This window comes from Mesoterricola sediminis (assembly GCF_030295425.1).
Classification (GTDB): domain Bacteria; phylum Acidobacteriota; class Holophagae; order Holophagales; family Holophagaceae; genus Mesoterricola; species Mesoterricola sediminis.
In genome coordinates this window covers 3,784,927-3,798,072 of sequence record NZ_AP027081.1, presented here as the reverse complement: position 1 = coordinate 3,798,072, position 13,146 = coordinate 3,784,927, and the positions used below count along the sequence as shown (strand labels likewise).

The window sequence follows — 13,146 nt, the reverse complement described above, 5'->3', positions numbered from 1 at the left end:
CGTTTTCAACAAGGAGGAAAAAGCATGGAAATGAAACCTCTGAAGAGGTTGGGCGCCCTGGCCGCCAGCGCGGTCATCGCCCTCGCCCTCGTCGGCTGCCGTGGTGAGAAGGGTGATACCGGCGCCGCCGGCCCCGCCGGCCAGAACGGCAGCAACGGCACCAACGGCACCAACGGGACCAACGGCACGAACGGCACCAACGGGACCACCCCGACCGCCAACGTCGCCAACATGACCCAGGACCAGTGGGCCAACCTCGCCCTCACCGGCACGATCACCAAGGCCGCCGTCGTGAACGGCCAGCCCGTCGTGACCTTCAAGGTGACGGACGCCAACGGCACCCCCGTGACCGGCCTGGGCTGGACCTCCAAGTCCGCCACGGCCCTCTACGCCAGCTACCCCAACGTCGCCCTCTCCATCGCCAAGCTGGTGGTGGGCGCCGACGGCAGCGGCCAGTGGATGAACTACATCGTCACGTCCAACCCGACGACCACCACGGCCGCCGGCCCGACCAAGCCCACCACCGACAGCATCGGCACCCTGGTTGACAACGGCGACGGCAGCTACGTCTACACGTTCCGCCGCGACATCACCAAGGCCCAGGGCATCCTCGACGCCGCCACCTACACCGGCAACAACGTCCGCGCCGACCTCGGCGACGTGACCTACGTCGACACCCTGACCCACCGCGTCTCCCTGCAGATCGCGGGCGCCTTCCGCGGCACCGGCAGCAACACCGCCGACGGCTCCACGTCCGCCCAGAGCGCCGTGAACCTCAAGGTTCCCGTCAACGCCACCTACGACTTCATCCCCAAGACCGGCGCCGCCATCACGGCGACCGACGCGGGCCGCACCATCACCACCACCCAGGCCTGCAACGACTGCCACACCCGCCTGAGCACCTTCCATGGCGGCAGCCGCTGGGATCCCAACTACTGCTCGATCTGCCACACCGACCAGCGGAAGTACGGGAACGCCGAGGCGACCACCACCACCGGCGGCTACACCGGCAGCACCAACAAGATCGCGAACCAGGCCGTGGGCAACATGCCCCAGTTCATCCACCGGCTGCACGCCGGCGAGATCCTGAGCAAGACCGGCTACAACTACGCCGGCATCGCCTTCAACGAGACCACCTACCCGATGGACCACCGGAACTGCGTGCAGTGCCACGACGGCTCCAAGTCCGCCCAGGGCGACCGCTGGAAGACCAACCCCGGCCGTAACGCCTGCGGCGCCTGCCACGACAGCATCGACTGGGTCCTCGGCACGAACCACCCCGGCGGCTCCGCCTCCGACGACAAGTACTGCTCCCAGTGCCACAGCGCCAGCGACATCGCCACCGTCTACCACGTGGCCGTCGTTCCCCCCAACCCCAACAACACCTGGCTGGGCGGCACCAACGCCAACACCAACGCGTCCTACGTGGCCGGCATCACCAGCAACCTGCCCGCCGGCGCCATCAAGCCCACCTGGGACCTGAAGAGCTTCACCCTGAACGCCAGCAGCCAGCCGGTGTTCGTGTTCCGCTTCCTCCAGGACGGCCAGCGCGCTGACTTCAACACCTACAGCGCCACCGGCAAGACCGAGTTCTGGGACAACTTCGTGGGCGGCCCCAGCTTCTACGTCGCCATGGCCCTGCCGCAGGACGGCATCGCCACCCCCGCCGACTACAACGCCACCGCCAGCACCTACTTCAAGAACGTCTGGAACGGCACCGCCACCGGCACCGCCGCGGGCACCCTCACCGGCCCCGACACCAACGGCTACTACACCCTCACCATGACCGGGGTGAAGATCCCCACCACCGCCACCATGGTCACCGGCGGCATCGGCTACACCTACGGCCTCACCTCCACCCAGCCCCTGACCCAGACCAACGTTGCCGGCTACGCCTACAACGTCGAGGGCAAGCGGCAGGGCGGCCTGTCCGTCCCCGCGCCCAACGTCTACAAGATGGGCGCCACCTCCAGCACCCTGCTGTCCACCCAGGTGGCCGCTCGCCGTGCCATCGTCAGCAACGCCAAGTGCAACGAGTGCCACGCCGCCCTGGGCGTGTTCACCGAGAAGGTCTACCACGCCGGCCAGCGCAACGACGCCCCCACCTGCGTGTTCTGCCACAACGTGAACCGCGTCAACAGCGGCTGGTCCGTGAACATCAAGGACGCCATCCACGCCATCCACGGCGCCGGCAAGCGGGTCAACAAGTTCAGCTGGGAAGTCTCCGCCGGCGACTACTACTGGCAGGTCGAGTACCCCGCCATCCTGAACAACTGCGAAGCCTGCCACGTTCCGGGGTCCTATGACTTCCAGAACACCGCCAGCGCCAACGCCCTGCCCAACCTGCTGTGGAGCACCGTGGCCACCGGCACGACCCCTGCCACGATCAACGCGATCGTGACCGGCACCGAGACCGTCCCCGGCACCTACTACAGCCCCTTCGTGGCCGCCAACACCGCCTACGGCAGCGGCTACTCCACGAACCTGGCCACCGCCGCCACGACCAACTACACGGATGCCGCCAGCACCACGCTGGTGAACTCCCCGATGGTCGCCGCCTGCGCCGGCTGCCACGACACCCCCGTCGCCATCGCCCACTACAAGACGAACGGCGGCGCCTTCTACGAAGCCCGCGCCACCGCGCTCCTGAAGGTCGAGCAGTGCGCCCTGTGCCACGCCTCCGGCAAGACCGCCGACGTCCGCACGGTCCACATGACCTTCAAGTGATGTCCAGGCCGGGGCGGGCCCTGCCCGCCCCGGCGCGTTGATCCACGAACAGGGATGACCCGGGTGCCCCGCATCCGGGTTATCTTTTTCAGGCACCATCGTGACGGAGATCCCGCATGACCCGATTCCCCCAGCTCCTCCTCGCCGCCACCCTCGCCCTCTTCGCCGCCGCGCCCGCCATCGCCCAGGAGGAGGAGGCTCCCCGGGCGCCGGTGCACAAGAAAACCACCAAGCAGGCGAAGCCCCGCAAGGCGCCCAAGAAGATCCCCTACGAGAAGCGGGTGGACATCAACAAGGCGAGCCGGGAGCAGATCCTGAAGGTGAAGGGCATGACCCCCACCCTGGTCGACCGCATCCTCCGCGACCGCCCCTACAAGACCAATGCGGAACTCATCACCCGCAGCGGCTTCCAGCGGAAGGACTACGACGCCGTCCGCGGCCTCATCGTCTGCGGCCAGGACCTGAAGGCCCCCGCCAAGCCCGCCCCGAAGAAGTAGCCGGCCCGCCCCCGGGGCGGAGGCCCGGAAGGCCCTGGCGGCCATCCGGCCTGTCCCGGCCAAGGCTTGAAGGCGAACCTGCCTCGCTTTGCCTCGGAAGCCTGCTCGACGCACGGCGTCGAACAGGCTTCCGAGGAAGGACTTCTGGCGGCCCGTGTTAGCGGCGGACCGTCGCCAGTTCCCGGTGCTCCCGGTGGTGCTGCAGGTCCAGGATCTGCAGGTCCCGGATGGTCACGTGGGTCATGGACGCGTCCATGTGCGCCTTGACCTCGTTCCAGGCCTTGTGGAGGGGGCAGGGGTTGTCGTGGTTGTCGCACTGGGCGAAGCCCATCACGCAGCCCGACATCGTCTCGATGCCCTCGAGGGCCTCGACGACCTCGCCCACGGTGATGCGGTGGGCCGGCCTGGCCAGGCGGAAGCCGCCCCGGGGCCCGCGCACCGAATGGAGGATGCCCTCCTGGGCCAGGGACTGGAGGATCTTGGCCAGGTAGGGGCCAGGCAGGCTGAGGTGCGAGGCCAGGTCCTTGGCGAGGCTGTACGTGCCATCCTCTGGCATGGCCGCCAGGGCCCTGAGTGCGTATCCGGTGGCAGTCGAGAAAAGCATATCGAATCCAAGGTCTAATTCAGGATAGGTTTGTCGGATTAAAATTCAATTAAAAAAAATGCAGGGGGCCTAGGACCGGCCCCGGCGCAGCACCCGGCCCTTGACTTCCAGCAGACCCTCGTCCTGCATGGATCGCAGTCCCCGGGACAGGGTCTCGGGGGTCATCCCGAGCTGGGCGGCCAGCGTCTTCTTTGTGACGGGAAGCACGAAGCTCCCCCCCCGGGGCACATATTCCTCCACCCAGGACCGGAGGCGGTCCGAGCTGTCGGAGGCCGTCAGCTGCTCCACCTTCTGGATCAGGCGCCGGAGCCAGAGGGTCTGGGCGTGGATGATGGCCAGGGCCAGGTCCGGGTCCTCCCGCATGGCGCCGAGGAAGGCCGCCTTGGGGAAGTGGACGACCCGGGAGGGCTTCACGGCCGTGGCCGTGGCCGGGAAGGCCTCGCCTCCGAAGAGCGCAGCCTCGGCGAAGCTGTTGACGGGGGTGACCACGGCCAGGGTGGGGTGGGCCCCGGGAACGGAACTGCTCCGGGTGAGCTGGATCGCCCCCTCGACGAGGACGTAGAAGCCGGTGCAGGGATCCTGCTCCATGAACAGCATGGCCTCGGGTTCGAGGGTCCGGGTGGTCACGATGCGCGCGAGGCGCTCACGCTGGGGGGCCGCCAGGGTGCGGAAGAGGGGGGCTTGGTACCAGACCGGGGTGTCCATGCTGCCATTCTGCCATCAGCGGGCGGGTCCGCGCGCCGGGAGGACCAGGGCCGCGGCCAGGGCGGCGCCGAGGAGGGCGAGGAGGGCCGGGACGAGCCAGGGCGCCCGGGCCGGGGTGGCCACAGGGCGCCACGCCAGGGGGAAGGCGTAGGCGGCTTCGGTCATGGGGCCGCCCCAGAGCTCCCAGCTCCCGTCGGCCCGGAAAAGGCCCGACTTGCCGGTCAGGGTGGCCCGGAGGAGGGGGAGGCCGGTCTCCACCGCCCGCAGGCGGACCTGGGCCGCGTGGAGGTCGGTGGCGGGGCTCCGGTCGAACCAGCCGTCGTTGGTGTGGTTGGTGAGGAGATCGCCGCCGGCCAGGGCCAGGCCGCGGGCCACGCGGGTCTCCACCAGGGCCTCGCTGCAGATGAGGGGGTGGGCCTTCAGGAGGCCGCCGGGGGCGGGGAAGGCGAAGCTGGAGCCGGGGCCCAGGTCGCCGGGTTCGGCGGAATAGAATCCCAGCTGGGCGTCGAGCCAGGCCCGCACGGGGGCGGGCCCGGGCATGCGCTCGCCGAAGGGCATGGGGAGGACCTTGGCCTGGACGAAGGCGGGCCGGCCCGCGGCCTCGCCCCGCACCAGGTTGAAGGGGCCGCCCTCGGTGCCGTAGAGCCAGGCCACTCCGCGCCGGCGGGCCTCCTCCCGGAGGCGGTCGGAGGCCAGCCGGTCGTCGCGGCCGAGGACGGCGCTCTCGGGCCAGAGCACCAGGGTGGCCCGCTCCGGACGGGGCAGGGACGCGGCGCGGAGGGCCGCGTCGGTGCGGCGCCACATGTCCGCCTCCATGAGGGGGAGCCGGACGCCGGGGGGATACCCCGGCTGCACCATCACCACGTCGAGGCGGTGCTCCGGGCCGCGGGGCAGCAGGCGCCACGCCCCGCCGAGCCCGGCCAGGAGGGCCAGGAGGAGGCAGGGGGCCGTGAGGCGCCGCCGCCAGGGGGCGCCCGCGGCGGCCTGGAACCCGCTCCAGGCGCCCAGGCCCCAGAGGAGGGCGGCCAGCCCGTGGGTGCCCAGGAAGGCGGCGCCCCGGGCCATCCAGGGCACTCCGCCCAGGGAGGCCCCGAAGCTGAAATCGTAGATGTGGAACGCGAAGGCCTGCCACAGGACGATGCCGGCGGCCGCCGCGAGGGCGCCGGCGGCGGGGCCCCGGCGCAGGGCGAGCCGCCCCAGGAGGGTGACCGCCAGGAGCCCCGCGGCCTCGTAGCCCCAGAAGAGGAACCCGGCGCCCAGGGCCCCGGCCCAGGGCAGGCCCCCCTTGCTGCGCATCACCTCGGGCACCCAGTGGAACCCCCCGGCGGTGCCGGCCAGGAACCCCAGGAAGATCCATCCCGCCCGGCGGCCCCGGCCCAGGGCCGCGAAGGCCGCCGCGGGCAGGAGGAAGGCGCCCGCGGCCTCGGCGTAGCCCCATCCGGAGGGCGCGGGAAAGCGGTTCGCCAGCAGGTAGGCCAGGGCCACCAGGGCCGCGTCGCGGAGGCCCCTCACGGCCGGAACCCCCGGCGGCGGGCCGTCTCGTGGCAGGCGATGCCCGCGGCGACGGCGGCGTTCAGGCTCTCCACCCCCCGGGTGGGGATGGCCACCCGGATGAGGCCCGGGGGCAGGTCCGCGCCCCGGAAGCCGTGCCCCTCGTTGCCCACGAGGAGCCGCAGGGGGCCCTCCAGGGGGGCTTCGGCCAGGGGCAGGGCGCCCTCGCCGCCGTCCAGGGCGAGCCAGGCCGCGCCGTCGGGCTCCAGCCGCGGGACGCGGCGGAGGGGCATGAGGAAGGCGGCCCCCATGGAGCCGCGCAGGGCCCGGGGGGCGAAGGGGTCGGCGCAGCCGGGGCCCAGGAGGGCCTCCCCGAAGCCGAAGGCGGCGGCGCTGCGCAGGATGGCCCCCAGGTTGCCGGGGTCCTGGATCCCCCAGGGGACGATGACCCGGTCGGGAAGGGGCCCCTCGGGGTCCGGCCGGAGGCGGGCCAGGAGGGCCTGGTCCGGGGGGCTCCCCGCGTCCGCCAGGTCCCGCATCAGGGTCTCGCCGAGGACGAGGGCGGGCAGGCCGAGCCCCGCCTCCAGGGGGTGGGGCGCGGCCCCCTCCAGGCGCAGCCACAGTTCCGGTTCGAGCCGGGAGGCGTGGGGGGCCGCCGCCCAGGCCTCGATGAGCTTGGCGCCCAGCAGCAGGGTGTGGGACCGGCGGGCACCCCCCTGGGAGATCCGGTCGCGGAGGTCCCGGTATCTGGGATTCGCCCGGCTAGTGATCAAATTCTCTTTTTCCATGCGGACGCACCCAGCTTGAAGGAAACCATAGGACGCACGGCCGTAACAAGGCAGAATCAAGACAACGTCCAATGGTAGGCCGGGCCGAACCGGTCCAACAAATGCCTCATTCAGGGGGGAAGGAATGCAACCGTATGTCTCATCGGACCAGAACCTGAGGGAATTCTCCCTCAGGGCCGTCCTCATCGGCCTCGTCCTGGCCGTCGTCCTCGGGGCCGCGAACGCGTACCTGGGCCTCAAGGCCGGCATGACGATCGCCGCCACGTACCCGGCCGCCGTGATCTCCATGGCCCTCATCAAGCTCATGAAGGGCACGATCCTCGAGGAGAACATGGGCCGGACCGTCGGCAGCATCGGCGAGTCCGTCGCCGCCGGCGCCATCTTCACGATCCCGGCCTTCGTCATCTCCGGCATCTGGCCGAAGTTCTTCTCGGCCGCCAACTACCTCACCTCCACGGCCATCATGTTCGTGGGCGGCACCCTGGGCATCATGTTCGTCGCCCTCCTCCGCCGCGTGATGGTGGAGGACGCCGAGCTGCCCTACCCCGAGAGCGTGGCCGCGGCCGAGATCCACAAGGCCGGCGCCAAGGGCGGCGGCGGCACGAAGATCCTGTTCACCGCCATGGGCGTGGGCGCCGCCATCCAGGCCCTCGTCCAGGTGCAGCTCTTCAGCAGCTTCTGGCAGGAGTTCGTCTACTTCAAGGAGAACGCCTTCACCCTCATCGGCAAGGGCAAGGCCGCCCTGGCCAAGGGCGGCATCTACCTCACCGCCCCCGGCATCAGCCCCGCCTACATGGGCGTCGGCTACATCATCGGGCCCAAGCTGGGCGCCCTGAACTTCGCGGGCGGCATCCTGGCCTGGGGCCTCATGGTCCCCCTGATCATCTACTTCATCGCCCCCTACGCCATGCCGGCCGAGGCCACCAAGGCCGACTGGTTCGCCCTGTCCGCCGCCGTCTGGAAGTTCATCGTGCGGCCCATCGCCATCGGCGGCATGCTCGTGGGCGCCGGCTACACCCTCTTCCGCATGCGCAAGAGCCTCACCACCGGCCTGGCCCGCTCCGTCTCCGACGTGAAGAAGGCCGCCGCCGGCGAGGGCTCCATCGACCGCGTCAACCAGGACCTGCCCTTCACCTGGGTCCTGATGGGCATCGTGGGCGCCGCCGTGGCCACCTTCCTCATCACCTGGCAGGTCTTCCACCTGACCTTCATGGTCTCCGTCGTGGCCGCCCTCGTGATGGTCATCGTCGGCTTCTTCTTCTCGGCCATCTCCGGCTACCTGGTCGGCATCATGGGCTCGAGCAACAACCCCATCTCGGGCCTGACCCTGTCGGCCCTGGTGGTGACCGCCATCATCATGGTGGCCCTGGGCGTCAAGGGCCAGGCCGGCGTCGCCGCCGTGCTCGGCGTGGCGGCCATCGCCTGCGTGGCGACCGCCGTCGCCGGCGAGATGCTGCAGGACCTCAAGGTCGGCTACATCCTGGGCGGCACCCCCTGGCGCATGCAGGTGGGCGACATCCTCGGCGTGGGCCTGGCCGCGGCCGTGCTCTTCCTCCCCCTGATGATCCTCCACGAGGGCGACATCAAGAAGGTCGGCGAGGCCCAGATCGTCCAGCTCGAGAAGCAGAACATCAAGTCCGTCACCTACGGCGAGCAGACCTACACCATCGAGCAGCTCCGCCAGCTCCCCGCCGACCAGAAGAAGGTCGTCATGCAGCTCGACGCCGGCTTCGGCAGCCCCAACATCCCCGCCCCGCAGGCGGGCCTCATGGCCATGCTCAGCAAGGGCATCGTCGAGGGCAAGATGGCCTGGCCCCTCATCATCGTGGGCATGCTCATGGGCTTCGCCTTCATCCTCATGCAGGTCCGCAGCCCGATGCTCGTCAGCGTCGGCATGTATCTGCCCCTGGGCACGACCTTCGCCATCTTCCTGGGCGGCTGCGTCAAGGGCATCGTGGACATGATCGCCGAGAAGCGGGGCCTCAACGAGGCCCAGAAGGTGCGGGTGGAGAACACCGGCGTCCTCGTCTCGGCGGGCCTGATCGCGGGCGAGGCCCTCGTGGGCCTGGCCTTCGCGGCCCTCACCTTCTTCGAGGTGAAGTACACGATCTTCGCGGATCCGGCCCGGATCACCTTCCTGGTGAGCCTCGCCATCCTGGTCGCCATCGGGATCTACCTGGTGCGGCTGCCCCTCGCCCACGCCGGCGAGGCCGACGAGCCCGCGCCCCCCAGCGCCAACTTCTGATCCTGTCCTGCCTGCGCGCGGGTCCCGGCCAGCCGGGACCCGCGCCCTTTGTCCGGAGGCACCCATGGCGGGCCTGTCCCTCGATGCGTTCATGGCCCTCGTGCCCGTCCAGGCCGTGGCCTGCGAGCGCCTGGAGGACGGGCGGGCCGTGCTCCTCCGCCCCAAGTTCACGAGCCCGCGCCTGGCCTGGCTCCAGAAGCGCCTGCCGAAGCCCCACTTCCGGGTCCGCCTGGACGTGCGGGGCTCCTTCATCTGGGACGCCATCGACGGGCGGAGGACCGTTCGCGAGGTCGTCGAGGCGGTCCGCGCGGGCCTGGGCCCCGAAGCGGAGCCCGTGGAGGAGCGGGCGGTGGCCTTCCTCCATCACCTGGTCTCCGGGCGCTTCGTGCGCCTTGAAACGCCGACGATCCCCGCGGCCACTCGTATACTGGAGTCATGAACGTGCGCAGCCTGAAGGCCCGGTCCATCCTCACCCTGCTCAGCGTCTACCTGGGGGTGGGGGTCCTCTGTCTGCTGGCCTTCCTCTGGGCCGCCCGGGGCCTGTCCCGGGCCTTCGCCCGGCGCTACGCCATCACCCACGCCCAGCTTGATAAAGAAAGGTTCATGGGACCCGTCATGCGGGAGGCCGCCCTGGCCCGGAAGATGGCCGGGGAGGGCACCATCCGGGCCCTCTGCCTGGGCGACCAGGATCCCCGCGTCCGCGCCGCGGGCCTGGCGGAGCTGGAGGCCTACCGCCGGACCTTCGCCGACCGGAGCTGCTTCCTCGTCGCCGCAGCCACCCGCCACCACTACTTCGGCGGGGACGACCGCGGGCCGGCCAAGGCGCCCTTCCAGACCCTGGACCCCGCCAACGTCAACGACCGCTGGTTCTTCGACGGCATGGACCGGGGCCGGGATTTCGAGCTCAACGTGGATTCGGACGTGGCCCTCGGCCTCTACAAGGTCTGGATCAACGTCCTCGTGAAGGACGGGGGCCGCCGCATCGGCATGGCGGGCACCGGCATGGACCTGTCGGAATTCGTGCGGGACATCGTCCGCAGCGGCGACCGCGGGGCCACGACGATCATGGTGGACGCCAAGGGCATCCTCCAGGCCCATCCCGACGAGGCCCTCATGGCCCGCAATGCGGGCATCAAGGACGAGGCCCGGCGCACGACCTTCTACCAGCTCCTGGAGACCGACGCAGACCGGGCCCTCCTGAAGGAGCGCCTGGACCGCCTCATGAAGGGGGGCTCCCCCCGGGAGACCTTCGTGCTCCGCCTGGGCGGCAAGCGCCAGCTGGTGGCGGCCCTGCCCATGCCCGAGATCGGCTGGGCCACCGTCACCCTCGTGGATCCCTCCCAGGTCATCGGGGTGCGGCGCTTCCTCCCCATCCTCGCCGTCCTGGCCCTCGGCTTCCTGGCGACGGTCGCCCTGGCCTCCTGGTTCCTGAACCGCACCGTCCTGATCCCCCTGGCCCGGCTGACGGCGTCCGCCGGGGAGGTGGCCTCCGGCCACTACGACGTCGCCCTGCCCGTGGAGCGGGACGACGAACTGGGCCGCCTCACCGCGGTGTTCAACCGCATGGCCGGGACGGTGCACGAGGTGACCACCGGCCTGGAGCGCCTGGTGCAGGCCCGCACCGCGGAGCTGGAGCGCTCCCGGGCCCAGATCCTCGACAGCGTGGCCTACGCCCGCCTCATCCAGGCCCGCACCCTGCCCACGGCCCAGGAGCTGGGCTCGGCCCTCCCCGACCACTTCCTCCTCTTCCGCCCCCGGGACCTGGTGGGCGGCGACTTCTACACCCTCCGGAGCCTGGAGGGCGGGTTCCTCCTCGGCGTGGGCGACTGCACCGGCCACGGGGTTCCCGGGGCCTTCATGAGCATGGCCTCCCGCGCCGCCTTCGACCAGGTCGCGGCCCGGCACCCGGAGGCCGATCCCGCCATCCTCCTCGGGGAGATGAACGTCGCCCTCCGGACCCTCCTGAACCAGGAGGACCCCGAGGGCAGGGATCGCGCCATGGACAACGGCCTCGACCTGGGCCTGCTCCGCTTCGTGGGCGGCCGGATCCGGTTCGCCGGGGCCCGCATCCCCCTGTGGATCCTCCGCCCCGGCGCCGGCGAGCCCGAGATCCTGCCCGGCGACGCGCACAGCCTCGGCTACCGCCGGAGCCGCCCCGACTTCGCCTTCACGGGCCAGGAGCTGGACCTGCCCGCGGGCACCTCGGTCTACCTCTTCACCGACGGCATCCTCGACCAGCACGGGGGCCGCCACAACTTCGGTTTCGGCCGCCGGCGCCTGGCGCGGATCCTCCTCGGGGTCCGGGACCTGCCCATGGCCGCCCAGGGCGAGGCCCTGGCCCTGGCCCTGGCGGAATACCAGGGCGCCAATCCCCAGCGGGACGACATCACGATGCTCGGCTTCCGCATTCCGGAGGTCCGATGAGCGACCTGCACGCCATCCACCAGTACCTCGCCGGCGACGGCATCCTCATGTGCTTCAACGGCCCCTTCCGCCACAGCCTCATCGAGGAGCTGGGCAAGGCCGTGCGCCGCCACCTGGAGTGCGAGGCCGTGGCCAAGCCGGCCATGGCGGACGTCTTCACGGTGTTCATCGAGGCCGCCCAGAACGTGGCGAACTACGCGAACCGCCCCCTGTGGGACGAGGCCACCCGCTCCCGGGTCCAGCACGGCGTGCTGGTCATCGCCCGCCATGAAGACCGCTACGTCGTCCGGTGCGGCAACCTGGTCCACCCCGCGGACGGTCTGGCCCTGATGGCCCGCCTGGATGACCTGGCGGCCCTCGACCAGAAGGCCCTCAAGGCCCGCTTCAAGGCCCAGATCCACGCCGGGGGCTCCGCCGCCGGCGGCGCCGGCCTGGGTCTCATCCGCATGGCCCGCACGGCGAGCCTCCCCCTGGAGTACCGCCTCGTCTCCGGGGACGGCGGCCTGGACTTCTTCTCCCTGACGGTGACCCTATGAGCGCGCCGGTCCTGGACGACCTCCACATCGCGGCCACCGCCTCGAGCCCCGCCGTCGAGGCCCTGGCGGGCGACGGCTGCCTCCGCATCGCCGGTGAATCGTACCCCGAGAACGCCTTCGCCTTCTTCTCGCCCGTGCTGACCTGGGTGGACGCCTACCTGGAAACGCCGGACCGCCCCCTGCGGGTGGAGCTGGAACTGACCTACCTGAACACGAGCAGCATCAAGTGCATGATGGACCTCCTGGACGGCCTCGAACTGGCGCACGCCGGGGGCCGGGAGGTGCGCATCGTCTGGTTCTACGATCCCGAGAACGACCGGGCCCTGGACCTGGCCGAGGAGTTCCGGGAGGACCTGGCCCTGCCCTTCGAGATCGTGCCGCGGGCCCTCCACGGGGAGCCCGCATGAACGCTCCGGTCGAGGAACGGGGTCCCCTCCTCGAGCCCGAGGCCGTCGCCCTGAAGGCGCGGCTGGAGGCCCTGCGGGAGAACCCGGCCTTCCGGAGCCACCCGCTCATGGAGGAACTGGAGGCCCTGGCCCGGGACCACCTGCGCCTCCTGCGGCGCATGGACAAGATCACCCGCATCTCCGACGGGTTCCAGATCCAGCTCAAGGAGCTGAACGACTCCCTGCAGGTGGCCAGCCGCACCGATCCCCTGACCGGCATCCCCAACCGCCGGGCCATGCTGGAGGCCCTGGAGGCGGAGCACGCCCGGACCCTGCGCGCCCGGGGCGAGCTGTGCATCGTCATGGCCGACGTGGACCGGTTCAAGCACATCAACGACACCTTCGGCCACGCCGCCGGGGACCGCGTCCTGCACACCCTCGCGCAGGCCCTCCGGGACGCTCTGCGGGGCTACGACCTCTGCGCCCGCTGGGGCGGGGAGGAGTTCCTGGTCCTCCTGCCCGGAACGGGCCGGGCGGGGGCCCTGGAAGTGGCGGACAAGCTGGTGCGGGTCGCCGCCGGCCTCGAACTCTCCTCGGGCAGCGAGGCGATGCCGGTGAGCCTGAGCGTGGGCGTGGCCCAGCTGGAGCCGGGCGAGAACCTGGACGCCCTCCTGCGCCGCGCCGACGGGGCCATGTACGAGGCCAAGGCCGCCGGCGGGAATGGCGTGAGGGGCTGAGGCGCC

At 70.9% G+C, this 13,146-nt stretch carries 12 protein-coding genes; 8 read left to right on the top strand and 4 right to left on the bottom strand.

The features are described from left to right. The first annotated feature begins 30 nt into the window (after positions 1-30). Positions 31-2,727, top strand: a complete 2,697-nt coding sequence (locus tag R2J75_RS16465) for an OmcA/MtrC family decaheme c-type cytochrome (protein WP_316410637.1) — start codon at positions 31-33, stop codon at positions 2,725-2,727. Positions 2,728-2,843: 116 nt separating this feature from the next. Then, positions 2,844-3,224, top strand: a complete 381-nt coding sequence (locus tag R2J75_RS16460; RefSeq protein ID WP_316410636.1) for a ComEA family DNA-binding protein — start codon at positions 2,844-2,846, stop codon at positions 3,222-3,224. A 157-nt stretch (positions 3,225-3,381) separates the two neighbouring features. Here R2J75_RS16460 and R2J75_RS16455 read toward each other — a convergent pair whose 3' ends face one another. The 4 genes from R2J75_RS16455 to R2J75_RS16440 form a co-directional block, all read right to left on the bottom strand. Continuing rightward, a complete protein-coding gene (locus R2J75_RS16455; RefSeq protein ID WP_279342623.1) occupies positions 3,382-3,828 on the bottom strand; it encodes an RrF2 family transcriptional regulator in 447 nt (148 codons plus the stop codon). A 69-nt stretch (positions 3,829-3,897) separates the two neighbouring features. Next, positions 3,898-4,533 carry a Crp/Fnr family transcriptional regulator gene (locus R2J75_RS16450; RefSeq protein WP_243329709.1) on the bottom strand — a complete coding sequence of 212 codons (636 nt, stop codon included), beginning with the start codon at positions 4,531-4,533 and terminating at the stop codon, positions 3,898-3,900. 15 nt (positions 4,534-4,548) lie between these two features. Further along, positions 4,549-6,045 carry a nitrilase-related carbon-nitrogen hydrolase gene (locus R2J75_RS16445; protein ID WP_243329708.1) on the bottom strand — a complete coding sequence of 499 codons (1,497 nt, stop codon included), beginning with the start codon at positions 6,043-6,045 and terminating at the stop codon, positions 4,549-4,551. After that, a complete protein-coding gene (locus tag R2J75_RS16440) occupies positions 6,042-6,797 on the bottom strand; it encodes a TrmH family RNA methyltransferase (RefSeq protein WP_243329707.1) in 756 nt (251 codons plus the stop codon). The genes R2J75_RS16445 and R2J75_RS16440 overlap by 4 nt, the downstream gene beginning before the upstream one ends. Before the next feature lie 139 nt (positions 6,798-6,936). Between R2J75_RS16440 and R2J75_RS16435 the strand changes: the two genes are divergently transcribed. The 6 genes from R2J75_RS16435 to R2J75_RS16410 all read left to right on the top strand — a co-directional run bounded on the left by R2J75_RS16435 (position 6,937) and on the right by R2J75_RS16410 (position 13,140). Then, positions 6,937-9,057: an OPT family oligopeptide transporter gene (locus tag R2J75_RS16435; protein ID WP_243329706.1), complete on the top strand. Its 2,121-nt coding sequence runs from the start codon at positions 6,937-6,939 to the stop codon at positions 9,055-9,057. Between the two features lie 64 nt (positions 9,058-9,121). Then, positions 9,122-9,496: a PqqD family protein gene (locus R2J75_RS16430; protein WP_243329705.1), complete on the top strand. Its 375-nt coding sequence runs from the start codon at positions 9,122-9,124 to the stop codon at positions 9,494-9,496. After that, positions 9,493-11,481, top strand: a complete 1,989-nt coding sequence (locus R2J75_RS16425) for a SpoIIE family protein phosphatase (RefSeq protein ID WP_316410635.1) — start codon at positions 9,493-9,495, stop codon at positions 11,479-11,481. The genes R2J75_RS16430 and R2J75_RS16425 overlap by 4 nt, the downstream gene beginning before the upstream one ends. Beyond that, the gene (locus R2J75_RS16420; protein WP_243329702.1) at positions 11,478-12,017 is read left to right on the top strand and encodes a SiaB family protein kinase; all 540 of its coding nucleotides are present in this window, start codon (positions 11,478-11,480) and stop codon (positions 12,015-12,017) included. The genes R2J75_RS16425 and R2J75_RS16420 overlap by 4 nt, the downstream gene beginning before the upstream one ends. Beyond that, positions 12,014-12,424, top strand: coding sequence for a biofilm regulation phosphoprotein SiaC (gene siaC / locus R2J75_RS16415; protein WP_243329699.1), 411 nt, complete (start codon positions 12,014-12,016; stop codon positions 12,422-12,424). Before R2J75_RS16420 ends, siaC begins: the two co-directional genes overlap by 4 nt. Next, positions 12,421-13,140 (top strand): diguanylate cyclase, encoded by a 720-nt coding sequence (locus R2J75_RS16410; protein ID WP_243346532.1) that lies wholly within the window; start codon positions 12,421-12,423, stop codon positions 13,138-13,140. Before siaC ends, R2J75_RS16410 begins: the two co-directional genes overlap by 4 nt. The last annotated feature ends 6 nt before the right edge of the window (positions 13,141-13,146 follow it).

Coding starts and splice junctions, on each gene's coding strand:
- R2J75_RS16465 (WP_316410637.1), top strand. CDS start 31: ATGAAACCTCTGAAGAGGTTGGGCGCCCTGGCCGCCAGCGCGGTCATC.
- R2J75_RS16460 (WP_316410636.1), top strand. CDS start 2,844: ATGACCCGATTCCCCCAGCTCCTCCTCGCCGCCACCCTCGCCCTCTTC.
- R2J75_RS16455 (WP_279342623.1), bottom strand. CDS start 3,828: ATGCTTTTCTCGACTGCCACCGGATACGCACTCAGGGCCCTGGCGGCC.
- R2J75_RS16450 (WP_243329709.1), bottom strand. CDS start 4,533: ATGGACACCCCGGTCTGGTACCAAGCCCCCCTCTTCCGCACCCTGGCG.
- R2J75_RS16435 (WP_243329706.1), top strand. CDS start 6,937: ATGCAACCGTATGTCTCATCGGACCAGAACCTGAGGGAATTCTCCCTC.
- R2J75_RS16430 (WP_243329705.1), top strand. CDS start 9,122: ATGGCGGGCCTGTCCCTCGATGCGTTCATGGCCCTCGTGCCCGTCCAG.
- R2J75_RS16425 (WP_316410635.1), top strand. CDS start 9,493: ATGAACGTGCGCAGCCTGAAGGCCCGGTCCATCCTCACCCTGCTCAGC.
- R2J75_RS16420 (WP_243329702.1), top strand. CDS start 11,478: ATGAGCGACCTGCACGCCATCCACCAGTACCTCGCCGGCGACGGCATC.
- siaC (WP_243329699.1), top strand. CDS start 12,014: ATGAGCGCGCCGGTCCTGGACGACCTCCACATCGCGGCCACCGCCTCG.
- R2J75_RS16410 (WP_243346532.1), top strand. CDS start 12,421: ATGAACGCTCCGGTCGAGGAACGGGGTCCCCTCCTCGAGCCCGAGGCC.